At 60.9% G+C, this 24,848-nt stretch carries 21 protein-coding genes and 1 pseudogene; 10 read left to right on the plus strand and 12 right to left on the minus strand.

Annotated elements, in window-relative coordinates; all coding sequences use genetic code 11:
- Positions 1-138: 138 nt before the first annotated feature.
- Together PMI34_RS04325 and PMI34_RS04320 are read right to left on the minus strand one after the other, a co-directional pair.
- Complete coding sequence (locus PMI34_RS04325) at positions 139-774, minus strand: Pr6Pr family membrane protein (protein ID WP_008053191.1); 636 nt, start codon at positions 772-774, stop codon at positions 139-141.
- 17 nt (positions 775-791) lie between these two features.
- Positions 792-1,022 carry a VF530 family DNA-binding protein gene (locus tag PMI34_RS04320; RefSeq protein ID WP_008053192.1) on the minus strand — a complete coding sequence of 77 codons (231 nt, stop codon included), beginning with the start codon at positions 1,020-1,022 and terminating at the stop codon, positions 792-794.
- Between the two features lie 270 nt (positions 1,023-1,292).
- Between PMI34_RS04320 and PMI34_RS04315 the strand changes: the two genes are divergently transcribed.
- The 7 genes from PMI34_RS04315 (at position 1,293) to cmoB (ending at position 11,217) form a co-directional block, all read left to right on the plus strand.
- Positions 1,293-2,675, plus strand: a complete 1,383-nt coding sequence (locus tag PMI34_RS04315) for a carbohydrate porin (protein ID WP_008053193.1) — start codon at positions 1,293-1,295, stop codon at positions 2,673-2,675.
- A 215-nt stretch (positions 2,676-2,890) separates the two neighbouring features.
- Positions 2,891-5,302 (plus strand): glucose/quinate/shikimate family membrane-bound PQQ-dependent dehydrogenase, encoded by a 2,412-nt coding sequence (locus PMI34_RS04310; protein WP_008053195.1) that lies wholly within the window; start codon positions 2,891-2,893, stop codon positions 5,300-5,302.
- A 330-nt stretch (positions 5,303-5,632) separates the two neighbouring features.
- Positions 5,633-8,050, plus strand: coding sequence for an endopeptidase La (gene lon / locus PMI34_RS04305; protein WP_008053196.1), 2,418 nt, complete (start codon positions 5,633-5,635; stop codon positions 8,048-8,050).
- Between the two features lie 217 nt (positions 8,051-8,267).
- A complete protein-coding gene (locus PMI34_RS04300) occupies positions 8,268-8,660 on the plus strand; it encodes a protease inhibitor I42 family protein (protein WP_008053197.1) in 393 nt (130 codons plus the stop codon).
- A gap of 2 nt (positions 8,661-8,662) precedes the next feature.
- On the plus strand, positions 8,663-9,304 hold the full coding sequence (locus PMI34_RS04295; protein ID WP_008053198.1) for a lysoplasmalogenase: 642 nt from the start codon (positions 8,663-8,665) through the stop codon (positions 9,302-9,304).
- 216 nt (positions 9,305-9,520) lie between these two features.
- Positions 9,521-10,264, plus strand: a complete 744-nt coding sequence (cmoA, locus tag PMI34_RS04290) for a carboxy-S-adenosyl-L-methionine synthase CmoA (RefSeq protein ID WP_008053199.1) — start codon at positions 9,521-9,523, stop codon at positions 10,262-10,264.
- Positions 10,261-11,217 (plus strand): tRNA 5-methoxyuridine(34)/uridine 5-oxyacetic acid(34) synthase CmoB, encoded by a 957-nt coding sequence (gene cmoB, locus PMI34_RS04285; protein ID WP_008053201.1) that lies wholly within the window; start codon positions 10,261-10,263, stop codon positions 11,215-11,217. Before cmoA ends, cmoB begins: the two co-directional genes overlap by 4 nt.
- Before the next feature lie 119 nt (positions 11,218-11,336).
- Here the strand turns inward: cmoB and tadA are convergent, their stop codons facing one another.
- Both tadA and PMI34_RS04275 read right to left on the minus strand, forming a co-directional pair.
- The gene (gene tadA / locus PMI34_RS04280) at positions 11,337-11,834 is read right to left on the minus strand and encodes a tRNA adenosine(34) deaminase TadA (RefSeq protein ID WP_008053203.1); all 498 of its coding nucleotides are present in this window, start codon (positions 11,832-11,834) and stop codon (positions 11,337-11,339) included.
- Positions 11,834-13,210: a multicopper oxidase family protein gene (locus tag PMI34_RS04275; protein ID WP_008053205.1), complete on the minus strand. Its 1,377-nt coding sequence runs from the start codon at positions 13,208-13,210 to the stop codon at positions 11,834-11,836. The genes tadA and PMI34_RS04275 overlap by 1 nt, the downstream gene beginning before the upstream one ends.
- A gap of 256 nt (positions 13,211-13,466) precedes the next feature.
- On the opposite strand from PMI34_RS04275, the gene PMI34_RS04270 reads away from it, so the two are divergent.
- Positions 13,467-16,415: a membrane-targeted effector domain-containing toxin gene (locus tag PMI34_RS04270; RefSeq protein ID WP_008053206.1), complete on the plus strand. Its 2,949-nt coding sequence runs from the start codon at positions 13,467-13,469 to the stop codon at positions 16,413-16,415.
- Between the two features lie 100 nt (positions 16,416-16,515).
- Here the strand turns inward: PMI34_RS04270 and guaA are convergent, their stop codons facing one another.
- The 8 genes and pseudogenes from guaA to PMI34_RS04235 all read right to left on the minus strand — a co-directional run bounded on the left by guaA (position 16,516) and on the right by PMI34_RS04235 (position 23,441).
- A complete protein-coding gene (gene guaA / locus PMI34_RS04265; RefSeq protein ID WP_008053207.1) occupies positions 16,516-18,093 on the minus strand; it encodes a glutamine-hydrolyzing GMP synthase in 1,578 nt (525 codons plus the stop codon).
- Between the two features lie 125 nt (positions 18,094-18,218).
- A complete protein-coding gene (guaB, locus tag PMI34_RS04260) occupies positions 18,219-19,688 on the minus strand; it encodes an IMP dehydrogenase (RefSeq protein WP_008053208.1) in 1,470 nt (489 codons plus the stop codon).
- A gap of 117 nt (positions 19,689-19,805) precedes the next feature.
- Positions 19,806-20,354, minus strand: a complete 549-nt coding sequence (locus tag PMI34_RS04255; RefSeq protein ID WP_008053209.1) for a hypothetical protein — start codon at positions 20,352-20,354, stop codon at positions 19,806-19,808.
- Positions 20,355-20,555: 201 nt separating this feature from the next.
- Complete coding sequence (gene purT / locus PMI34_RS04250; RefSeq protein ID WP_008053210.1) at positions 20,556-21,737, minus strand: formate-dependent phosphoribosylglycinamide formyltransferase; 1,182 nt, start codon at positions 21,735-21,737, stop codon at positions 20,556-20,558.
- An 84-nt stretch (positions 21,738-21,821) separates the two neighbouring features.
- Positions 21,822-21,896 (minus strand): annotated as a pseudogene (locus PMI34_RS29435) (preQ0 transporter); the annotation flags it as partial.
- A gap of 163 nt (positions 21,897-22,059) precedes the next feature.
- Positions 22,060-22,275, minus strand: a complete 216-nt coding sequence (locus PMI34_RS04245; RefSeq protein WP_008053211.1) for a DUF1289 domain-containing protein — start codon at positions 22,273-22,275, stop codon at positions 22,060-22,062.
- A complete protein-coding gene (locus tag PMI34_RS04240) occupies positions 22,272-22,796 on the minus strand; it encodes a gamma carbonic anhydrase family protein (RefSeq protein ID WP_008053213.1) in 525 nt (174 codons plus the stop codon). Before PMI34_RS04240 ends, PMI34_RS04245 begins: the two co-directional genes overlap by 4 nt.
- Before the next feature lie 45 nt (positions 22,797-22,841).
- Positions 22,842-23,441 (minus strand): CoA pyrophosphatase, encoded by a 600-nt coding sequence (locus PMI34_RS04235; protein ID WP_008053214.1) that lies wholly within the window; start codon positions 23,439-23,441, stop codon positions 22,842-22,844.
- Between the two features lie 147 nt (positions 23,442-23,588).
- On the opposite strand from PMI34_RS04235, the gene PMI34_RS04230 reads away from it, so the two are divergent.
- Together PMI34_RS04230 and PMI34_RS04225 are read left to right on the plus strand one after the other, a co-directional pair.
- Complete coding sequence (locus PMI34_RS04230) at positions 23,589-24,140, plus strand: NUDIX hydrolase (RefSeq protein WP_008016748.1); 552 nt, start codon at positions 23,589-23,591, stop codon at positions 24,138-24,140.
- Between the two features lie 121 nt (positions 24,141-24,261).
- A complete protein-coding gene (locus tag PMI34_RS04225) occupies positions 24,262-24,765 on the plus strand; it encodes a L,D-transpeptidase family protein (RefSeq protein ID WP_007982819.1) in 504 nt (167 codons plus the stop codon).
- Positions 24,766-24,848: the final 83 nt, after the last annotated feature.

Below are 24,848 nucleotides of genomic sequence, written 5' to 3' on the forward strand. Positions count from 1 at the left end.
CGTCCGGCTGCGCAGCAGTCGTGAAGTCAAACGATATGGAGCATCAGTCAGACCGAGTGCCCGGGTTCTACGACTGCTGCGCAGCCGGACGCAGGCTGCGCCAGCTGCTACAAAGAGCGTGTCGTGGTACTCCAGTTGCTACAAAGAGCGTGTCGTGGCACGCCAGCGATCCAGTCCGATCAGCAACAGTGCAACTAACACAAACCCCAGCAACAACCCACCCGCATTGATAAACACCTGTGGATAACCCAGCTTCTCCACATCAATGAACGGGTACGGATAAGTCGCCAGCAAATGCCCACGCAGCAGCGAGTAGGCGAAGTACAGCAGCGGATAAATCACCCACACTGCGATATGCCACACGCGCAATGTGCCTTTGGGCACGCAAGTCCACCAATAGCCAAGAAACAGCAGCGGCATGACGTCATGCATCAGCTCATCGGCCAGCCATTGCCAGCCTTCGGGATGCCATAGATGGCGAAGCAATACGCTGTACGCCAGGCCGACGACAGTGATGCTCACAGCAACGCCACTACTGACCCAGGGCTGTAAAAACCAGCGTCGCGCGGCGGACTCGCGGGAGGTCAGTTCACAGGTCAGCACCGTCGCCACCAAGGTGTTGCTCAGCACGGTGAAAAAGCTGAAAAAGCTCACCAGCCCGCCGATCAGGCTGGCACCCAGCGTCCAGCGTGAATAAAAAATCAGGTACATCTGGATGCTCAATCCCGCCCAGCCGAGCACGGCAGCCACGGCCACCAGACGACGGCGTAACACAGACGGATTGACCCTGTTCAAAGCGGTCGTTTGGTGCGCATCAACTTCACATACAGACGTTCGACCTTCTCCCTGGCCCACGGGGTTTTACGCAGGAACGTCAGGCTCGACTTGATACTCGGATCGCTCTTGAAGCAGCGGATATCGACGCGCTCGGCCAGCCCCGACCACTCGTAGTGTTCAACCAGCGCATTGAGGATCTGTTCCAGCGTCACGCCATGCAACGGATCGGAGTTGTGTTCAGTCATGCCGGGCCTTCGAGCAGAGTGGGAATTGGAAGCCGCGCACCTTAGCCGAGGGCTTCGTTGGGGGGAAGCGATCTATCAAATGTAGGTGAACTTGTAGAAGCGAGCTTGCTCGCTCCTGCAACTGTTACCGAATCCGAAAGGCTGCATGTCAGTAAAAGCCCTTTCTCTATTTGTAACAGATCATTATCCTTGCGGCCGCTTTAGCTGAAACGCTTCTGCTGGCCATTTATTCCGTTTAATCCCCAGAAAAAAATCAAGAATTTCTTCTCTATGCCTGATTTCCAATTTTCGAAAGACAGCGCTGTCTTTAAGCCTGTTGCCTGCCGCAAAACCTTGACCCTGATAGGCGGCTTCACTGCTTTGGGCCTTGCCACTTGCGCTCACTCGGCTCCGGCCTTCGATAGCGACTCCCCCTGGATGCTCGGCGACTGGAACGGCACTCGTACCGAACTTGCGGAAAAAGGCTACGACTTCAAAGTCGATTACACCGGCGAAATGGGCAGCAATTTGCACGGCGGTTACGATCACGACCGCACCGCACGCTACAGCGACCAGTTTGCCCTCGGCACTCATTTGGACTTGCAGAAGATCCTCGGCTGGGACGCCGCCGAGTTCCAGCTGACCATCACCGAACGCAGCGGCAACAACATCAGCAACGACCGCATCAACGATCCGCGTGTCGGCGGCTTTACCTCGGCCCAGGAAGTCTGGGGCCGTGGCCAGACCTGGCGCCTGACGCAGATGTGGTATCAGCAGAAATTCCTCGATGAAAAACTCGACATCAAGGTCGGCCGCTTCGGTGAAGGCGAAGACTTCAACAGCTTCCCCTGCGACTTCCAGAACCTGGCGTTTTGCGGCTCCCAGGTCGGTAACTGGGCGGGCGACATCTGGTACAACTGGCCGGTCAGCCAGTGGGCGATGCGGGTCAAATATCATCTGACGCCAGAGCTTTATGCACAGGTCGGCGCGTACGAGCAGAACCCGTCGAACCTCGATCGCGGCAACGGCTTCAAGCTCAGCGGCAGCGGCACCCAGGGCGCGGTCCTGCCGGTGGAACTGGTGTGGACGCCGAAGCTCAACGGCCTGCCAGGTGAATACCGCGCCGGTTACTACTACAGCAGCGCCAACGCCACCGATGTCTACAAGGACAGCAATGGCCAGCCTGCCGCCCTGAGTGGCGAAGCCTACCGCAGCGCCTCGAGCAAACACGGCGTGTGGCTCGGCCTTCAGCAGCAAGTCACCAGCCTCGCCAGCGATCACTCCCGCGGCCTGAGCCTGTTCGCCAACGGCACGATGCACGACAAGAAGACCAACGCGATCGACAACTACGTCCAGGCGGGCCTCGTCTACAAAGGCCCGTTCGACGCGCGCGCCCGGGATGACATCGGTTTCGCCATGGCCCGCGTCCACGTCAACCCGGCCTTTCGCAAGAATGCCGAGGCGACCAATCAGGCCCACGCCGTCTTCGACTACGACGACCCGGCCTTCCTGCCGCCGCAGGACACCGAATACAGCGCCGAACTCTATTACGGCGTGCACGTGACCAACTGGCTGACCGTGCGCCCGAACCTGCAATACATCCGCCATCCCGGAGGCGTGAACGAGGTCGATGACGCCCTGATCGGCGGGATCAAGGTCCAGTCCTCGTTCTGACCAACACCATAAAACCCATGTGGGAGCGGGCTTGCTCGCGAAGGCGTCATCACTGCCAACATTTGTGCTGCCTGAGCCACCGCTTTCGCGAGCAAGCCCGCTCCCACAAGGGATTGCGTGAACCCAACAGCTTTTATCTGAACCATGCCCGCACAAGATCGTCATCTACAGTGAACTTGCGCGGGACTACTTGAAACGTCACGGAGAACCACACTATGAGCACTGATGGTGCCTTGAGTCGAAGCCGTCTGCTGCCGAGCCTGCTCGGTATCCTGCTTCTGCTAATGGGCCTGGCCATGCTGGCCGGGGGGGTCAAGCTGAGCATGCTCGGCGGCTCGCTGTATTACCTGCTGGCCGGTATCGGCATCGCGCTGAGCGGCGTGTTGCTGATCGCGGCCCGCCGCGCGGCGCTGGGCCTGTACGCACTGGTGCTGTTCGCCAGTACTGTTTGGGCGCTGTGGGAAGTCGGCCTCGACTGGTGGCAACTGGTGCCACGCCTGGCGCTATGGTTCGCCGTCGGCGTGGTGATGCTGCTGCCGTGGTTCCGTCGTCCATTACTGATCAACGGCCCTGCCCCTATGGGTACAGGCGCCTTGAGCGTGGCCGTGGTCCTGGCCGGTGCCACCGCCGTGGCCAGCCAGTTCACCCATCCGGGCGAGACCCTCGGCGAGTTGGGTCGTGAATCGGCTGACATGACCAGCACCGCGCCGCAGATGCCCGAAGGCGACTGGCAGGCCTATGGCCGCAGCGAATTCGGTGACCGCTATTCGCCACTCAAGCAGATCACCCCGGCCAACGTCGGCAAGCTGCAGGAAGCCTGGCGTATCCAGACCGGCGATCTGCCAACCGCCGATGACCCGGTGGAACTGACCAACGAAAACACCCCGCTCAAGGCCAACGGCATGCTCTATGCCTGCACCGCCCACAGCAAGGTGCTGGCGCTGGACCCGGACACCGGCAAGGAACTGTGGCGTTTCGACCCGCAGATCAAGAGCCCGGTGGGTTTCAAGGGCTTCGCCCACATGACCTGCCGTGGCGTGTCGTACTACGACGAAGCGGCCTACGCCCAGTCTGAAAACGCGGCCTCCGCAGTGATTTCCGAGGCCGGCAAAGCCGTCGCCCAGGCCTGCCCGCGTCGTCTGTACCTGCCAACCGCCGATGCACGCCTGATCGCACTCAACGCCGACACCGGCAAGGTCTGCGAAGGTTTCGGTAAAAACGGTGTGGTTGACCTGACTCAAGGCATCGGACCGTTCACCCCCGGTGGCTACTACGCCACCTCGCCGGCAGCGATCACCCGCGACCTGGTGATCATGGGCGGCCACGTCACCGACAACGAGTCGACCAACGAGCCCTCCGGCGTGATCCGTGCCTTTGACGTACACGACGGTCATCTGGTGTGGAACTGGGACAGCAACAATCCAGACGCGACCGAACCGCTGCCAGAGGGCGAACGCTACAGCCGCAACTCGGCCAACATGTGGTCGCTGGCCAGCGTCGACGAAAAACTCGGCATGGTCTACCTGCCGCTGGGCAACCAGACCCCTGACCAGTGGGGCGCAGACCGCACCCCGGGCGCCGAGAAGTTCAGTGCCGGCCTGGTCGCGCTGGACCTGGCCACCGGCAAGGTGCGCTGGAACTACCAGTTCACTCACCACGACCTTTGGGACATGGACGTCGGCAGCCAGCCAACCCTGCTGGACATGAAAACCGCCGACGGCATCAAGCCGGCTGTGATCCAACCGACCAAGCAAGGCAGCCTGTACGTACTCGACCGTCGTGACGGCACGCCGATCATCCCGATCAAGGAAATCCCGGCTCCGCAAGGCGCCGTGAAAGGTGACCACACCGCGCCGACCCAGGCCCGTTCGGACCTGAACCTGCTGGCCCCGGAACTGACCGAAAAAGCCATGTGGGGCGCCAGCCCGTTCGACCAGATGCTGTGCCGCATCCAGTTCAAGGAGCTGCGTTACGAAGGTCAGTACACCCCACCGTCGGAACAGGGCAGCCTGATCTATCCGGGTAACGTCGGCGTCTTCAACTGGGGCGGCGTTTCAGTCGACCCGGTTCGCCAGATGCTGTTCACCAGCCCGAACTACATGGCCTTCGTCTCGAAGATGGTGCCTCGCGCCGAAGTCGCGGCCGGCAGCAAGCGCGAAAGTGAAACAGCGGGCGTGCAACCGAACACCGGCGCACCTTACGCGGTGATCATGCACCCGTTCATGTCGCCGTTCGGCGTACCGTGCCAGGCTCCGGCCTGGGGCTATGTGGCCGGCATCGACCTGACCACAAGCAAAGTCGTGTGGAAACGCAAGAACGGCACCAGCCGCGACAGTTCGCCATTGCCTATCGGCCTGCCACTCGGCGTGCCAAGCATGGGCGGTTCGATGGTCACCGCTGGCGGCGTCGGCTTCCTCAGCGGCACGCTGGACCAATACCTGCGCGCCTATGACGTCAACACCGGCAACGAGCTTTGGAAAGCGCGCCTGCCGGCTGGCGGTCAGGCTACGCCGATGACCTACACCGGCAAGGACGGCAAGCAGTACGTGCTGTTGGTCGTCGGTGGCCACGGCTCACTGGGCACCAAAATGGGTGACTATGTGATTGCGTACAAACTGTCCGAGTAAGTTTTAGCGGCAGTCAAAACAAAGGCGACGCCCGTGAGGACGTCGCCTTTTTTGTCGCCGCAGATTTCCAGCCCCCCCGGACCACTGTGGGAGCGGGCTTGCCCGCGAAGGGGCCGGCAGCCTCAACATCAATGTTGACTGAACCAGCGCTTTCGTCGGAACGCCGCCCGGAGCAAGCCCGCTCCCACAATTGACCGCGCACAGCCATGGTTCAGCTAACCTGTCTCTGCGCTGAACACGCCGTCGAAACACGCCCTTGCAGAAAATGCCCGTTGAAACCACCGCCAACCTGCCCCATCTAAGACCCATACCCATTGCGCAGGTGCCCCCATGAGCGACCAGCAGGAATTCCCCGAAGACCCGAGCGAATACGCCGATCCGGAAAACGCCCCTCAGCACAAACCTGGCAAAGGCCTGGCCCTGCCTGGCCAGAACCTGCCGGACAAGGTCTACATCATCCCGATTCACAACCGGCCATTCTTCCCGGCCCAGGTCCTGCCGGTCATCGTCAACGAAGAACCGTGGGCCGAGACCCTCGACCTGGTGGCCAAGTCCGAACACCATTCCCTGGCCCTGTTCTACATGGACACTCCCCAGGAAGATCCGCGCCACTTCGACACCTCGGCCCTGCCGCTCTACGGCACCCTGGTCAAGGTGCACCACGCCAGCCGCGAGAACGGCAAGCTGCAGTTCGTCGCCCAGGGCCTGACCCGCGTCCGCCTCAAGACCTGGCTCAAGCATCACCGCCCGCCGTACCTGGTGGAAGTCGAATACCCGCACCAGCCCACCGAGCCGACCGACGAGGTCAAGGCCTACGGCATGGCGCTGATCAATGCGATCAAGGAACTGCTGCCGCTCAACCCGCTGTACAGCGAAGAGCTGAAGAACTACCTCAACCGCTTCAGCCCCAACGATCCGTCGCCACTGACCGATTTCGCCGCCGCGCTCACCTCGGCCACCGGTAGTGAACTGCAGGAAGTGCTCGACTGTGTGCCGATGCTCAAGCGCATGGAAAAAGTCCTGCCGATGCTGCGCAAGGAAGTCGAAGTCGCGCGTCTGCAAAAAGAGATTTCCGCCGAAGTTAACCGCAAGATCGGCGAGCATCAGCGCGAGTTCTTCCTCAAGGAACAACTCAAGGTCATCCAGCAGGAACTCGGCCTGACCAAGGACGACCGCAGCGCCGACCTTGAACAGTTCGAACAGCGACTGACCGGCAAGGTCCTGTCGCCGCAAGCGCAGAAACGCATCGAAGAAGAAATGAACAAACTGTCGGTGCTGGAAACCGGCTCGCCCGAGTATGCGGTCACCCGCAATTACCTCGATTGGGCGACCTCGGTGCCGTGGGGCATATACGGTGAAGACAAACTCGACCTCAAGCACGCGCGCAAGGTACTGGACAAACACCACGCCGGCCTCGATGACATCAAGGACCGCATCCTAGAATTCCTCGCGGTCGGCGCCTACAAAGGCGAGATCAGTGGTTCCATCGTATTGCTGGTGGGGCCGCCGGGCGTGGGCAAGACCAGTGTCGGCAAATCCATCGCCGAGTCCCTGGGTCGGCCGTTCTATCGCTTCAGCCTTGGCGGCATGCGCGACGAGGCCGAGATCAAGGGCCACCGCCGCACCTACATCGGCGCGCAACCGGGCAAACTGGTGCAGGCGTTGAAAGACGTTGAAGTGATGAACCCGGTGATCATGCTCGACGAGATCGACAAGATGGGCCAGAGCTACCAGGGCGACCCGGCCTCGGCGCTGCTGGAAACCCTCGATCCGGAGCAGAACGTCGAATTCCTCGATCACTATCTGGACCTGCGTCTGGACCTGTCGAAAGTGCTGTTCGTGTGCACCGCCAACACCCTCGACTCGATCCCCGGCCCGTTGCTCGACCGCATGGAAGTGATTCGCCTGTCGGGTTACATCACCGAAGAAAAAGTCGCCATCGCCAAGCGCCATCTGTGGCCCAAGCAGCTTGAGAAGGCCGGCGTGTCCAAGGGCAGCCTGAGCATCAGCGACAGCGCGCTCAAGGCGCTGGTCGACGGCTATGCCCGTGAAGCCGGCGTGCGCCAGCTGGAAAAAAACCTCGGCAAACTGGTGCGCAAAGCGGTGATGAAACTGCTCGACGAGCCGAAGGCAGTGATCAGGCTCGGCCCGAAAGACCTCGAAACGTCCCTCGGCAAACCGGTGTTCCGCAACGAGCAAGTGCTGTCGGGTGTCGGTGTGATCACCGGCCTTGCCTGGACCAGCATGGGCGGCGCGACCCTGCCGATCGAAGCCACGCGCATCCACACCCTCAACCGTGGGTTCAAGCTCACCGGGCAACTGGGTGACGTGATGAAAGAGTCGGCGGAGATCGCCTACAGCTACGTCAGCTCGCACCTGAAGTCCTATGGCGGCGATCCGAAGTTCTTCGACGAAGCCTTCGTCCACCTGCATGTGCCGGAAGGCGCCACGCCGAAAGACGGCCCGAGCGCCGGTGTGACCATGGCCAGCGCCCTGCTATCGCTGGCGCGCAACCAGCCACCGAAAAAAGGCGTGGCCATGACCGGTGAATTGACGTTGACCGGGCATGTACTGCCGATTGGCGGGGTGCGCGAGAAGGTTATTGCAGCGCGACGGCAGAAGATGTTCGAACTGATTTTGCCGGAGGCGAACCGGGGTAATTTCGAGGAACTGCCGGAGTATCTGAAGGAGGGTATTACCGTGCACTTTGCCAAGCGCTTTGCGGATGTGGCGAAGGTGTTGTTCTGATGGTCATGTAGCGTCTGTACTGCCGTCTTCGCGGGCAAGCCCGCTCCCACAGGAAATTGAGTCGGTCACAAAACTTGTGTGCACCCTCAATCCCTGTGGGAGCAGGCTTGCCCGCGAAAGCGTCAGTCCTGACACCACCGTCCAGGCTGATTGTCACACTTTGTCTCATCTTAAGTTATGCTCGCCGTTCGTCGTGAACGCCGGAGCCCCCGACCCTATGTCCTCCATTCGCCTGCTTGTCCCCCTCGCCCTCGCCTTGCTGGCCGCGTGCGCCACGCAACCTGCACACAACGTGACTGTGGAAAAACAGAGCGAATGCCCGGTGAAACTCACCAACGGGCAAAACCTGATCCTGACCCTGCCGAGCAATCCGACCACGGGCTATCGCTGGGCGATCCAGGATTCGGCCGGCGGCGTACTGCACGCCTTGGGGCCAGAGGTGTATCGAAATCCGGAAGATGCCGGCATCGTCGGTTCGGCCGGGGTTTCGACCTGGCGCTTCCAGGCTTTTGCGACCGGCACCGGGCGTTTGCGCCTGACCTCGCAACAGCCGTGGGCACCGGAAGTGCTGCCGGTGGAATCGTTCGACTGCGCGATCTCGGTTAACTGACCGTGGGCTGGCTGATTCTGGCGCTGATGGGCGCGATGACCTTTCTTTATGGCCTGAGCGTGCATGCCTCTCTGTTGTGCCTGCTGGTCAAGCCGCTGCCGGTGCTGGCCCTGCTCGGCTGGCTGCATGACGCACCACCCGGCGAGTACCGGCGCTGGATCAGCCTGGGCTTGATCTTTTCCTTGCTCGGCGACGTGTTGCTGGCCTGGCCGGGGGACTTGTTCGTGTTTGGCCTGGGCGCATTTCTGGTCGCCCACCTGGCGTATCTGAAAGCCTACTTGAGCGATTGCCGGCGTCTGGCTCTTTTACCCCTGATCATCGCCCTAGGTGTCGGCGCGGTACTGCTGGGGATTCTGATCGCTCATGGGCTGGGCCCATTGCTGATTCCGGTGATCGTCTACGGCCTGGCGATCAGCGCCATGCTCTGGCGCGCGCTGGCGCGGCTTGGCAGTGATGTGCCCAAGCGTTCGGCCTTGCTGGCTGCCGGTGGTGCGGTGGCGTTTGTGTTTTCGGACAGTGTGATTGGCATCAGCCGGTTCGTGGTGCCGTTCGATGCGGCGCCCTATGTGATCATCCTCAGCTATTGGCTCGGACAGTGGGGGATAACAGCCTCGGCATTTCCCCAGTCCCGCCGCACTTTGTAGCAGCTGCCGAAGGCTGCGTTCGAGGGCGAAGCCCTCGCCATCCAGTCCACCTGAAAAACGAGTCGCAAGATTTACGACTGCTTCGCAGCCGAACGTAGCCTTCGGCAGCTGCTACCTGGATTGCGCGCTCATCCGGCGGTTTATCAGACAACCCGCGCATCCCCGCGCCAACTTGGCTAAAATGCCGGCCTTTTCACCGATACCGCTGGAACCGCCGTGAGCAAAGAACCCGATCGCCTTTTCGCCCAGCCTTTGGCCCAGGTGCCTGACTTCGCCTTTAACGAGGACGTGGTGCGGGTGTTCCCGGACATGATCAAGCGCTCGGTGCCGGGCTATCCGACCATCGTCGAAAACCTCGGCGTGCTCGCCGCGCAGTTCGCCCAACCGGGCAGCGTGCTCTACGACCTGGGCTCGTCGCTGGGAGCCGTGACCCAGGCCCTGCGCCGGCATGTGCGCACCGACGGTTGCCGCGTCATCGCTGTGGATAACTCCGCCGCCATGGTCGAGCGCTGCCGCGAATACCTCAATGGCCAGGACTCGATGTTCCAGGAGTTGCTGCCGGTCGAGGTGATCGAGGGCGACATCCTGGCGCTGGAGTTCCAACCGGCCTCGGTGGTGGCGTTGAACTTCACCCTGCAATTCATCGCCCCGGACCAACGCACCGCGTTGCTGTCGCGCATTCGTCAGTCGCTGTTGCCCGGCGGTGCCCTGATCCTCTCGGAAAAACTGCGCTTCGAAGACGAGCAGGAACACGCGTTGCTCACCGACCTGCACATCGCCTTCAAACGCGCCAACGGCTACAGCGAGCTGGAAATCGCCCAGAAGCGCAGCGCCATCGAAAACGTCATGAAGCCCGACAGCCTCGAAGAACACCGCGAACGCCTGTTGGCCGCCGGGTTCTCGAAAGTCGTGCCGTGGTTCCAGTGTCTTAACTTCGCCTCGTTGATTGCCCTGCCATGATTGATCTGTCTCCCCTCGCCCGCCGTCTGGCCGGCACGCCGCTGGCCGAATGGGCGAACACCCTGCAGGCACAACTCGACAAGAAAATGGAAAAAGGCCATGGCGACCTGGAACGCTGGCAAAGCGCGCTGGACGCCCTGCCAAAGATCCAGCCGAGCGAAGTCGATTTGCTCAACAGCCTGAAGCTGGACACCGATTGCAGCGACGAGACCCGTGCGCAAATGCGTTCCGCGCTGATGGGCCTGTCGCCATGGCGCAAGGGGCCGTTCGACCTGTTCGGCGTGCACGTCGACACCGAATGGCGCTCGGACTGGAAGTGGTCGCGGGTCGCCCCGCATCTGGACCTTGCGGGCAAGCGCATCCTCGATGTCGGCTGCGGCAACGGCTATTACATGTGGCGCATGCTCGGCGCCGGTGCCGACAGCGTGATCGGTGTCGACCCGAACTGGCTGTTCTTCTGCCAGTTCCAGGCGGTGCAGCGTTATCTGTCCGAGCCGAATGCCTGGCACCTGCCCTTCCCCTTCGAAGACCTGCCGCCGAACCTCGAAGGGTTCGACACGGTATTTTCCATGGGGGTGTTCTACCACCGCCGTTCGCCCATCGAGCATTTGCTGGCGCTGAAGGATTGCCTGGTCAAGGGTGGTGAACTGGTGCTGGAAACCCTGGTGGTCGAAGGCGACAAGCACCAGGTGCTGGTGCCGGAAGACCGCTACGCGCAGATGCGCAACGTGTGGTTCCTGCCGTCGGTGCCGGCGCTGGAACTGTGGCTGCGTCGTGCCGGGTTCACCGATGTGAAATGCGTGGATGTGAGCACCACCACGGTCGAGGAACAGCGCGGGACGGAGTGGATGAAGTATCAGTCGCTCAGTGACTTCCTCGATCCCGAGGATCACAGCAAGACGATTGAAGGGCTGCCGGCGCCGATGCGGGCAGTGATTGTGGCTCGCAAGTAACGGCCACTGAAGATCAAATGTGGGAGCGGGCTTGCTCGCGAAGAGGGAGTGTCAGTTGGCATATAAGTCACTGACACACCGCATTCGCGAGCAAGCCCGCTCCCACAATGAATCCGTGTTTAGTCTGCCGGTTTTGCTCTACGAGCCTTGAAGAATTCGCTGAGCACCGCCCCGCACGCCTCCGCCAACACCCCGCCTTCATACAGCACCCGATGATTCAGAAAGCCTTGGGTAAAGAACTGCCCCTGGCTCTGCACGATCCCGGCTTTCGGCTCCAGAGCACCGTACACCACCCGGGCAATCCGCGAATGCACGATCAGGCCTGCGCACATGCTGCACGGCTCCAGCGTCACATACAGCGTGCTGCCCGGCAGGCGGTAGTTGCTTACGGCCTGGGCGGCAGCGCGGATGGCGACCATCTCGGCATGGGCGCTCGGGTCACTGCCAGTGATCGGACAATTGAAGCCGCGACCGATGATCTCTCCATCCTGCACCAGCACCGCGCCCACCGGCACTTCGCCCAGGGCCGCGCCTTGGGCGGCCAGGGCCAGGGCTTCACGCATGAATTCGCGATCACGGCTGCGGTCGATGATGGCGGCGGGACGAATCTGACGCATCACGCCACCTCGATGGCGGCCATCAGGCCGGTTTCCATGTGATCGATCACATGGCAGTGGAACATCCAGACCCCGGGGTTATCCGCCACCAGCGCCACTTGCGCGCGCTCGTTCTTGCCCAGCAGATAAGTGTCGGTGAAGTACGGAATCACCTTGTGCCGGTTCGAGGCGATGACCTTGAAGCTCATGCCGTGCAGGTGAATCGGGTGCTGATACTGGGTCATGTTCTTCAATTCGAAAATGTAGCTCTTGCCCTTTTCCAGCTTGGCGATCGGGCGGTCGGCGCAGGTCTTGTCGGTGATGTCCCAGGCCTTGCCGTTGATCTGCCACAGGCTCGGCGGCTTGCCATTGTCGACGTTGACCGACACCGAGCCAACCCATTCGAAATTGAAGTTGAGTTTATCGGCATTGGCCAGGTCCGGTTCGGCGATCGGGTTGGCCGGCAATGTCGGCGGCCATTCGCTCGGTGCATCGGTATTGGCCACTGAACGCAAGGTACCCAGGCGCACCGGGCCGTTGCGCAAGGACAATTCTTCACCGGCCGGCGGCGCCTTGATCGCCAGGCAGATACGCATGCCAGGGCCGAGCCAGTATTCCTTGCCGAGCGGGCGCGGTTCGATGGGGTTGCCGTCGAGCGCATAAATCTGCGCTTCGACGCCGGGAATGTTCAGGCGATAGGTCAGGGTGTTATCGAGATTGAGAATGCGCACCCGGGTGATCTGCCCGGCCGGCAAGTCGATCACCGCCTGCGGCACACCGTTGATGGTCGCCAGGCGCCCCGCCGTGCCGCCACGGGCCGCTTCCCGGGGAATGCTGAACTCGACGAAATTGCCGACGTCGTCGACATGCCAGCTCTTCAGGCTCAGGGTCTTTTCGTACTTGAAACCGGTGGGCTCGCGCTCTTCGATGATCAGCGGTCCCACCAGCCCACGACCGAGTTCTTCGCTGCTGTTCACGTGCGGGTGATACCAATAGCTGCCGGCATCCGGTACGCGGAATTTGTAGTCGAAGTATTCGCCCGGCAGCACCGGCAATTGCGAGACGTAGGGTACGCCGTCCATTTCCAACGGCAGGCGGATGCCGTGCCAGTGAATGGTGGTCGCCACCGGCAAGTGGTTGATGAAGCGCACCCGCAGCCATTCACCCTGACGCACCCGCAACTCGGTGCCCGGCGCCGACGGGCCGAAGGCCCAGGCCTGGGTCTTGTGCCCGGCGACCAGTTCGACGTCCAGCGGCGCCGCGATCAGTTCGTAGTCGTGGCCCGCCTCGGCGTCAGCCATCTTGCCCAGCCAGTAGCGCGACGCGCCCCCCGCACCGACACCAACGACAACAAGACCGGCCAGGCCACCGAGGATTTGGCGACGGGTAAACGACATGAACTCAACTACCTCACTTGAACGCGGCAGGCCCTGGGCCCGCAAAAGGCGAATACGATACACCCGCAGTTGTGAAAGAAACAGCAAAGCGGGCGTGACGACGGGCCGCAGCCGGATGGCACTCTGTCTGGATCTGTCTCTGACAGCACAGATCCATCAATACCTGACACTGCGCGCCGTCATTCCTACAGACCAGGCTGTAGTCCGCCCTCCATAGTGCCGACTTCAAACCCATCCATTTCTCAAGGAGAGAGAAATGAATTCCTCAGATACAAACTCACAATTCCTACTTCCCGACCCCGATGACGAGCAGGCCCTCAAAGACCTGGTGATCCCGTTCGTGGAAGCCTGCCCCGACATGCACGATATGGCCCACGGCGAAGCCCAGGGCATTCTGGACAAATACGGTATCGAGCACATCGACCCGGACAAGGTCTGGTGGCACCGTTTCGACAATACTTCAGTCAGCAGCAATACGGCCTTCCTGTTCTGGGAACACTATCCCAAACCCTGCGAGTCGCTGACTCTGCCGCAACTGGTGGTCCAGCGCTTCCATTCCCACGACCAGGACAACGCCGACCTGCTGGACAGTGATGGCGGTTTCTACAATGAGGACGCAGACGCCCGCATCTACAACGAAACCAACGAAGTCCGGATGTACCCCAGCCGCGTCATAAAGGATCTATGGCGAATCAACTTCAGTGACCGTTACTGGGAAAAAATGGGCAGTTTCTGGATAAATCATTCGGATGACTATCGGACACTGGCCAAGCTCAATTTCATCTCCAAGGCCCTGGAGGAGCATGACAGCTCGCGTCTGAGCAACGAAAACCTCAAGACCGTGCTCAAAGCCGTGGCGGGAAACATTTCCTGGCCGATCACCCCGGACATGCTCAGGTCCGAAGCGTCACCTGTAAATGATCTGCGGGTCACGCCCCTGACCATCGGCACTTACCAGTCCACCGACATCCTGCGCATCGTCGACAAAAAGGGTTATCAAATTGTCTATACACCCGGCGAGCTGGATGCTTTCCATGTATTCGAAACACCCCATGACTTGCATCTATGGCTGATGCATCAAAACAACAAGGCCGACAATCGCGCACGTTTCATGGCGCATTTCCCTCTGTCGGCCCAACAACAGGATGGCGACAACGTTGGTCTTAACCACACCATCGATTTGCTCTTTTTCGGTGGTTCCTACGACAACAGTCAACTCAACCTGGATTGGCCGGCGCTGGAGATGGATGCCTTTACCTGGCTTCGCGACTCTGTCAGGGAGCGCATGTTCGACGATGCCGATCTGTCGCTGCGATCCAATGGCGATCTGCGGGAGAAAATGTGGATCGGCTATCTTTCGACATTTACCCGACTCTTTGGCGCCATGGCCGTCGCTGGCTGGCCGGTCGCCCTTGCGGCCGTCGGTGCCGGCCTGGTCAACATTGGCCTGAACATCGCCGAGGCCGTCAATGGACACAGCGTTGCCGATCGCAAAAGCGGGGTCATTGGCGCCATCACCGCCTCTATCGACAGCCTTTTCAACCTGTTGGCCCTGCGCGGCGCAGTTGAAATATCGGAAGTCGGCAGCGCCGAGGAAGAGTTCACTCCCCAGGAAAACCTCGCCGAGCCTGAATACACCGCCGGCGCCACACCCCGCCCGCCGGTGATCACCACACGCCCGGTCCCGCCCCTGGCCAGCGAAAGCCCGCTGGCCCCTTTCCAGACCAATGAAATTCTCGATGGTCTGCAAGTAGTCAGCGACGAAGGCAAGTATCGCAACATTTACCAGCCCCCGACTGGCGGCAACTACATCGGGATCGACTATTCCTACTATCAGGTCCGCTACGTCAACGAGATGAAAACCTGGGTCATCATCGATCCGGCCAACCCATTCTCGTTTCACCGCAACCTGCCGGTTCGCCTGAACGCCGAAGGTGAGTGGGAACTTCTCGGTCGCCCCGGACTGAAGGGGGGCGGGAAATTTTTCGACCAGCTGCCGTGGGGACGCCCGGCCGCCCCTCTGCCCGACATCGATAGCGCCCCAACACCCTACGATGTTCCCACCGAGTTACGACAGGAACTCAAGCCCGTGGCCTGGAACGAAGTGGATGAAAAAACTTTGAATGACCATTTCGTCAACATCCGAAATCCGGAGGGGCCCACCAGCCAGTTCAAGGCATTGCGCAAAACTTTGTACCGGGATGCACATGACTACTTTGCCAACGCTTCACTGCCGCCACGCCCCGCCATCCCGGCTCTGAGCGCGGCCAGCAAACCGAAAGACATCATCAAGACGCTGCTCAAGGAATCTCCAGGCCTGGTGATCGGTGAAAACCACTCGAGCGTCGGCAGCAAGCAATTCCTCATCGAAAACATGGACATACTCGCCAAGCAAAAGGTCAAGACCTTGTACATGGAGCATTTGCTCACTGACTATCACCAGGCCGACCTGGACATCTTCAACCGGGGTGGTGAGCTATCGGAGGATCTGGAGAGCTACCTGAAACAGCTCGACAAGGGCCACGGAACTGACCCTTCCGGTCGTTTTTCCTTTCGCGAAGTGGTCAAGGCTGCACAGAAAAACCACATCCGCGTGCAGGCCATTGACTGCACGGCCAGTTATCAATCGAGAGGAATTTCCGGCGCATCCGCCAACTATCGGCAAGAAATGATGAATTATTTCGCCAAGACGGTCATCGACGCCGACCAGGCAGCCAGGGGTGCACATCGTTGGGTGGCGTTGGTCGGTGAAACTCACGCCAATACCTTTAACGCAGTACCGGGGGTCAGCGAGCTCGAAGGTGGAATCGGCCTGCGCATCGAAAGTGCCGAAGCAGGCCAGGCCAGAGGTATCGAGCCAGATCCGGGAAGAACCGGTACCGATCCGGAGAAGCTGATGCCCGTTTTCGTCAAAAACGACTTGCGCCTGCAACTGGAATTACCGCCGGGGCTAGTCAGGGAACAGGCGCTGAGCGTTGCACTCAAGGAGCCTGGAATGATGACCCTGGAAAAAACCGGCAGCGAATTTGAATTGGTTCATCGCAGCAGGGAGGGACTCTTGGTGCACACGCCTATCGCACGCGATGTCAAAGGTTTCTACATCACAAACTCCAAGTGGAATATCAACAACCAGCGTTTTGGTACGTTCAAGGAGTTGATGGACGCCCTCACCGGCATGGGCATGACACTGATCCGGGTTCCCTGAGACGCTGACCAGCGAGCCACGCACAAAAAAGCCGCGTGAAACTCAGGTTTCACGCGGCTCTATGTGGTCCAGTCTTCAGGCCATCAGGGCCTGCAGTGGATCATTCCCACTCAATGGTCGCCGGCGGCTTGCTCGACACGTCGTAGGTGACGCGGGAGATGCCTTCGATTTCATTGATGATGCGGCCGCTGACGGTTTCCAGCAGTTCGTAAGGCAGGTGTGCCCAACGCGCGGTCATGAAGTCGATGGTTTCCACGGCACGCAGGGCCACGACCCAGGCGTAACGACGGCCATCGCCCACCACGCCAACCGATTTCACTGGCTGGAACACCACGAAGGCCTGGCTGACCTTGTGGTACCAGTCGGCCTTGCGCAGTTCTTCGATGAAGATGTGGTCGGCACGACGCAGCAGGTCGGCGTATTCCTTCTTCACTTCACCGAGGATGCGCACGCCCAGGCCCGGGCCCGGGAACGGGTGACGGTAGACCATGTCGTACGGCAGGCCCAGTTCCAGGCCCAGACGACGGACTTCGTCCTTGAACAGCTCGCGCAGGGGTTCAACCAGCTTGAGGTTCATTTCTTCCGGCAGGCCACCCACGTTGTGGTGCGACTTGATCACATGGGCCTTGCCGCTTTTCGCGCCAGCCGACTCGATCACGTCCGGGTAGATGGTGCCCTGGGCCAGGTACTTGATGTTGTCCAGCTTGCAGGATTCGGCATCGAACACGTCGATGAAGGTACGGCCGATGATCTTGCGCTTCTTCTCCGGGTCGGCTTCGCCGGCCAGGTTGCCCAGGAACTGCTCTTCGGCGTTGGCGCGGATCACCTTGACGCCCATGTTCTCGGCGAACATGGCCATCACTTGCTCGCCTTCGTGCAGGCGCAGCAGGCCGTTGTCGACGAACACGCAGGTCAACTGGTCGCCGATGGCCTTGTGCAGCAGTGCGGCAACCACGGACGAGTCCACACCGCCGGACAGGCCGAGCAGGACGTTGTCGGTGCCGACCTGGGCGCGAACCTGGGCGATGGCGTCTTCAGCGATCTTGGACGGGGTCCACAGGGCTTCACACTCGCAGATGTCGAGGATGAAGCGCGACAGGATGCGACCGCCCTGCTTGGTGTGGGTCACTTCCGGGTGGAACTGCACGCCGTAGTAACGACGCTCGTCGCTGAACATGCCGGCGATCGGGCAGCTCGGGGTGCTGGCCAGGATGTGGAAGTCTTCCGGCATCCGGGTGACCTTGTCACCGTGGCTCATCCATACGTCGAGGCCGAACAGGCCGTCGGCGTCGATGTGGTCCTCGATGCCGTCGAGCAGGCGGCTCTTGCCGACCACGTCAACGCGGGCGTAACCGAACTCACGCAGCTCGGAACCTTCAACCTTGCCGCCCAGTTGCTCGGCCATGGTCTGCATGCCGTAGCAGATACCGAAGACCGGGACGCCCAGGTCAAAGACGGCTTGCGGGCAGCGAGGGCTGTTGGCTTCGTGAACCGACTCCGGGCCACCGGCGAGGATGACGCCTTTAGGAGCGAATTCGCGGATCGCATCTTCGTCCATGTCGAACGGGTGCAGTTCGCAGTACACACCGATTTCACGCACGCGGCGGGCGATCAGCTGGGTGTACTGGGAACCGAAGTCGAGGATCAGGATGCGGTGAGCGTGAATGTCGAGGGCCATGAAAGAAACTCTGAAAAGCAGTTGCAAGCTTCAAGCTGCAAGCTGCAAGTAATCGGAAGCCGCGCGGCACTGTACTAACACAGCACCGCTTGCAGCTTGTAACTTGTGGCTTATAGCTGTCGGCGTCAGCCGACCCGATAGTTTGGCGCTTCCTTGGTGATCTGCACGTCGTGAACGTGGGATTCGGCCATGCCGGCGCCGGTGATCCGCACGAACTCGGGCTTGGTGCGCATCTCTTCGATGTCGGCGCTACCGGTGTAGCCCATCGAGGAGCGCAGGCCGCCCATCAACTGGTGGATGATCGCGCTCAGGGTGCCCTTGTACGGAACACGCCCTTCGATGCCTTCCGGAACCAGCTTCTCGGCGCCTGCCGAGGAGTCCTGGAAGTAACGGTCGGAGGAACCCTGGGCCTGGGACATGGCGCCCAGCGAACCCATGCCGCGATAAGCCTTGTACGAACGGCCCTGGAACAGTTCGATCTCGCCCGGCGCCTCTTCGGTACCGGCGAACATCGAACCCATCATCACGCAGGAAGCACCGGCCACGATGGCCTTGGACAGGTCACCGGAGAAACGGATACCGCCGTCGGCGATCAACGGTACGCCAGTGCCTTCAAGGGCAGCGGCAACGTTGGCGATGGCACTGATTTGCGGCACGCCGACACCGGCGACGATACGGGTGGTGCAGATCGAGCCAGGGCCGATACCGACCTTGACGGCGTCAGCGCCGGCTTCGGCCAGGGCCTTGGCGGCAGCGCCGGTGGCGATGTTGCCGCCGATGACCTGCACTTCAGGGAAATTCTGCTTGACCCAGCGAACGCGGTCGATCACGCCTTTGGAGTGACCGTGAGCGGTGTCGACCACCACCACGTCAACGCCGGCGGCGACCAGGGCTGCAACGCGGTCACCGGTGTCTTTACCGGTACCGACTGCAGCGCCAACGCGCAGACGACCTTGATCGTCCTTGCTGGCCAGCGGGTAAGCCTTGGCTTTTTCGATGTCGTTGACGGTCATCATGCCTTTGAGGGCGAATTTGTCGTCGACGATCAGCACGCGTTCGATGCGGTGCTTGTGCAGCAGTTCACGCACATCGTTCTTGTCGGCGCCTTCCTTGACCGTGACCAGACGCTCTTTAGGCGTCATCACTTCACGGACAGTGGCTTCCAGACGGTTCTCGAAACGCACGTCACGGGAGGTGACAATGCCGACCAGGTCGCCATTGTGCAGCACCGGAACGCCGGAGATGTTGTGCATGCGGGTCAATTCGAACAGTTCGCGCACGGTAGCGTCGGCGACGATGGTGATCGGATCCTTGACCACACCGGCTTCGTAACGCTTGACCTTGCGCACTTCGGCAGCTTGCTGCTCGATGGTCATGTTCTTGTGGATGATACCGATACCACCTTCCTGAGCCATGGCGATTGCCAGACGGGCTTCAGTGACGGTGTCCATGGCGGCGGAGACCAGTGGAATATTCAGCTCGATGCCACGGGTAAGGCGGGTCTTGAGACTGACTTCGTTAGGAAGCACCTCGGAATAACCGGGCACTAGGAGAATGTCGTCGAATGTCAGAGCTTCTTGGCTGATACGCAGCATCGCGGGGGCTCCCGAGCGGGAAAATGGAAGCGCGCCATTATAGTCAGACACCCTCTCGGGTTCAATGTAAAACTCTGTCTATTATTGGCATTACTGACATACGGGGATTGGCGCCGCCTACAACTCGACTTTCACCCAACTGACCGGCTGATCGAGCCAATCGGCGAATTCGTCGAGAAAGCTCTGCCTGAACCCGGCTTCGGCCCAGTTATTGAAGATGAAACCGAGGTTGGAGAAGCCACATTCCTGCAGGAACAGAAAGCCGTTGATGTCGTCTTCATGCCCGCATTCTGGGCAGGTGAAGTTGTCGGTACGCCCCGGCATCCAGTCTTCCAGGCTTTCGAAGAGGGCCTCACCCACCTCCTTGCGGCACTCGGCGCAGCCCGCCTCTTCAAGGAACCCCTTGGCCGGCGTATAGATACAACGCTTGGTGATGATCTCCAGGCCATTGATCGACTCGCCGAACGGCAGGGCTTCGGGGTGCAGGACCACTGCGCGGGCACCGTCGGCGATGGCGTGGGCCATGCGATTGCCGGTGCGACCGCAAGTGGTCAGTTCTTCCTGGATGATGTTCTTGCGCACCAGCCAGCGCACAACGGCACGGGCCCGGGGTTCGTGCACCGGCAGGGTGGAGATTTTCGGGACGATGATGCTTTGGGAATTCATGGGGTACAGGCCTGAAGCTTTGATGAAGGGTCTTGGGCATCCACAAATTATAGGTCGACCCAGACCTGATGCCTGGCACCGATCCTGTGGGAGCGGGCTTGCCCGCGAAGACGGTGGGTCAGTCAACACCTATGTTTGATGTGCCGACGCCTTCGCGGGCAAGCCCGCTCCCACAGGGATTGCAGACTTGCCCGAGAAGTTTTACAGCTCTACGACAACCGCTTGCGAAGCACGGGTCGCCTTGGCGCGCGCGGCTTCGATCGATTCGTCGCGGGCCAGGGCCACGCCCATGCGGCGCTGGCCGTTGACTTCAGGCTTGCCGAACAGGCGAAGCGCGGTATCCGGCTCGCTCAGGGCAGCGCCCAGGTTGGCGAAAGCGGTCTGGGTCGACTGCCCTTCCACCAGGATCACCGCCGAGGCCGAAGGCCCGAACTGACGGATCAACGGAATCGGCAGACCGAGAATGGCCCGTGCATGCAGGGCGAATTGCGACAGGTCCTGGGAAATCAGCGTGACCAGACCGGTGTCGTGCGGGCGCGGCGAGACTTCGCTGAACCACACCTGATCACCTTTGATGAACAGTTCGACGCCGAACAGGCCACGACCACCCAAGGCTTCGGTCACGGCTTTGGCGACACGCTCGGATTCAGCCAGGGCAACCGGGCTCATGGCTTGCGGCTGCCAGGATTCCTGATAGTCACCCTTCTCCTGACGGTGGCCGACCGGCGCGCAGAAGGTGGTGCCGCCGACGTGGCGCACGGTCAGCAGGGTGATTTCGTAGTCGAAATCGATGAAGCCTTCGATGATCACCCGGCCTTTACCGGCACGGCCACCTTCCTGGGCGTAGTCCCAGGCCTTCTGCACGTCATCGACGCTACGCAGCAAACTCTGGCCCTTGCCCGAGGAACTCATGACCGGCTTGACCACGCACGGAAAACCGAGGTCTTCAACGGATTTGCTGTAGTCCTCGAAGGTGTCGGCGAAGTGGTACGGCGAGGTTGGCAGGTCCAGCTCTTCAGCGGCCAGGCGACGGATGCCTTCGCGGTTCATGGTCAACTGCGCGGCGCGGGCAGTCGGGATCACAGTGAAGCCTTCGGCCTCCAGCTCCACCAGGGTCGCGGTGGCGATGGCTTCGATTTCCGGGACAATGAAGTGCGGCTTCTCGGCTTCGATCACGGCACGCAGGGCGGCACCGTCGAGCATGTTGATCACGTGGCTGCGGTGCGCCACCTGCATGGCCGGCGCGTTGGCGTAACGGTCCACGGCAATCACTTCAACGCCCAGGCGTTGCAGCTCGATTGCCACTTCCTTGCCCAACTCGCCACAGCCACACATCAATACGCGGGTCGCGGTGGGCGACAATGGAGTTCCGATACGGGTCATCTGAAGGTCCTCAAGAAGCGGATCATCGCGGGACGCGCCATGCGCGCTTCCCATGGGGAGAAAGCGCGGCATTTTACATGAACTTCAGCCGACGACAGCCTGTTTGCGCAGGCGCCAGGCCATGATCAGCCACACGGCGGTGCCCCCGGCGTACTTCGAACCATGATGCAACGCGATCCTTGTAGCAGCTGGCGAAGCCTGCGTTCGGCTCGGGCCGCGTTCGGACGAAGCAGTCGTGGAATCAGGCAACACGGACTTTCTGGAAGACCGAGGACTCATAATTTACGCCTGCTGCGCAGCCGAACGCAGGCTTCGCCAGCTGCTACCGGTTCGGTGTTTTGTTGAGCATCCAGATCAACCCGCTGGCCTTGGCCCGCTCATGACACAACCCCAGCACCTTGCGCCGCTCGTCGTTGTCCATGCGGCTCCAGCGGGTGATTTCTTCCACCGTGCGTTGGCAACCGGTGCAGATGTCATCGTCATCCAGCGCACAAATGTTCACGCAGGGCGATGCTACCGGGCGTTCAGTGGCAGTCATTCTTCCTGCTCGGCCAGGTCGCGGGCATAGCGCTGCGAGTTGTGCACGTAGTGAGCAGCGCTGGCCTCCAGCATCCTGATTTGCGGCTCGGTCAATTCGCGCACCACTTTGCCGGGCGAGCCCATGACCAGCGAGCCGTCCGGAATCTCCTTGCCTTCGCCGATCAGCGAGTTGGCGCCGATGATGCAGTTCTTGCCGATCTTCGCGCCATTGAGAATCACCGCGTTGATGCCGATCAGGCTGTAGTCGCCGACGGTGCAGCCGTGGAGCATGGCGTTGTGGCCTATGGTCACGCCGGTACCGATGGTCAGCGGGTAGCCCATGTCGGTGTGCATCACGGTGCCGTCCTGGACGTTGCTGTTCCTGCCGATCAGGATCAACTCGTTGTCGCCGCGCAATACGGCGTTGAACCAGACGTTGGCGCCCTCTTCCAGCTTGACCTTGCCCACCAGCACGGCATTGGGGGCGACCCAGCTCTGTGGATGGGTTTCGACACGGGCGTCGCCCAGGCGGTATTTCATTATTGTTTTCCTCAGGGCTCGGGCAGTGCCATTCGAACGATGGCTTCAGATATTGATAAAGCTTTTGGGAGGCTGATGCAGGCTGATTTTGGCGTCATACAGCAGGTTGATCAACTCGACGATCATGATCGCCGTCAGCCCCCAGATCTTGTATTCGCCAAAGCGATAGCTCGGCACGTACCAGCTGCGGCCCTGATAGTCGATGCGATGGGTATGTTCGCGGGGGTCTTTGCGGAAGAACTCCAGGGGCACGCTGAACACCGCGGCGATCTCGGCATCGTTGGCCCGGTATTCGACAAAATCCGGGATCACCCCGACATAGGGCGTGACCATGATGCCATGCAGGCTGATCAGCGGGCTGAGCGGGCCGATCACCTCGACCAGCCCCGGCGGCAGGCCGATCTCTTCTTCGGCTTCACGCAGGGCGGTGAAAATCAGGTCGGGATCTTCGGGGTCGCGGCGACCGCCGGGGAAGGCGACTTCGCCGCCATGGGTCGACAGGCCGCTGGCACGCAGGGTCAACACCAGCTCGGGCTCGTCACTGCGGGTGATGGGCACCAGCACCGCGGCCTCGGGAAAACGACGGTCGGTCTCCAGTGTGCGTGGTGTGTGGTTACTAACCCGATGCAGTAGCTCATCCAGCATGAGTGTTCTCGATCTGTGCCTTACCCGGCATCATGCACCAATCGCTTCGGCCGCCCAACCCCCGCAACCGTCCCATGTCGCGAAACGACAACTTGCCGACCGGCACTGCCGCACGCCAAGATAGGCGCAGCATTCAGGAACCCCAGCATGAAATTTTGCAGCCAGTGCGGTAACCCGGTAACCCAGCGCATTCCCGAGGGCGATTCGCGCCTGCGTTTTGTCTGCGACAGCTGTCAGGCCATTCACTACCAGAACCCCAACATCGTCGCCGGCTGCGTGGCGACTTGGGGCACCAAGGTGTTGTTGTGCCGGCGAGCCATCGAGCCACGTCGCGGCTACTGGACCCTGCCCGCCGGTTTCATGGAGAACGGCGAAACCATCGAGCAGGCAGCCATTCGCGAAACCGCCGAGGAAGCCTGCGCCCGGGTGCGCAACCTGAGCATCTATACCCTGATCGACGTGCCACACATCAGCCAGGTGCATGTGTTCTTCCGTGCCGAACTGGCGGACCTGGATTTTTCCGCCGGCCCCGAGAGCCTGGAAGTGCAACTATTCGACGAAGCGGACATTCCATGGGATGAGCTGGCTTTCCGCACGGTGGGCCGTACCTTAGAATGCTTCTTCGCTGACCGGCGGACCGAGGTCTATCCCGTTCGGTCTGAATCGATCCCGCCTCTTGCTCAGCCTGCCATTATCTGATGTCATCCCGGCATCACTCAAAGGCGCCGAAAGACCGCCCGAACGCGGCACGAGCCTGCGGCAGCTCCTGCAAAAACTTCTATACATAAATAGTCGCGACACCTCCTGGGGAATCGTTTCAATGCGCTGGTTGCTTGCCCTGTTCTGTTTGTCGTTCGTCACGGTGTCCCAGGCTTCTGCCGTGGAAACCCTGGACGGCAAGGTCATCGAGAAGATCCTGATTCTCAAGTCTTCCCATCAATTGCAGTTGATCAATGACGGCAAGCCGCTCAAGACCTATCGCATTTCCCTGGGCAAGCGCCCCAAGGGGCCCAAGCTGATGGAAGGCGACAAGCGCACCCCGGAAGGTTTCTACTGGGTCGACTGGCGCAAGATCAGCGACCGCTTCAACCTGGCGATGCACATTTCCTACCCGAACATCAGCGACTCTGCCCGCGCCCGTCGTGAAGGCGTCGAGCCCGGCGGCATGATCATGATCCACGGCACCCCGGACAGCGAAGACACCCCGGAAGACCTGTTCCACACCCTGGACTGGACCGACGGCTGCATCGCCATGCGCAACATGGACATGCGCGAAGTCTGGAACCTGGTGCCGGACGGCACGATGATCGAGATTCGTCCGTAATCGCACCACCCACCTTGTAGCAGCTGGCGAAGCCTGCGTTCGGCTGCGAAGCAGTCGTGAAATCAGCCGACGCGTTGTGTCAG

This window comes from Pseudomonas sp. GM74, from assembly GCF_000282455.1.
Lineage (GTDB): Bacteria > Pseudomonadota > Gammaproteobacteria > Pseudomonadales > Pseudomonadaceae > Aquipseudomonas.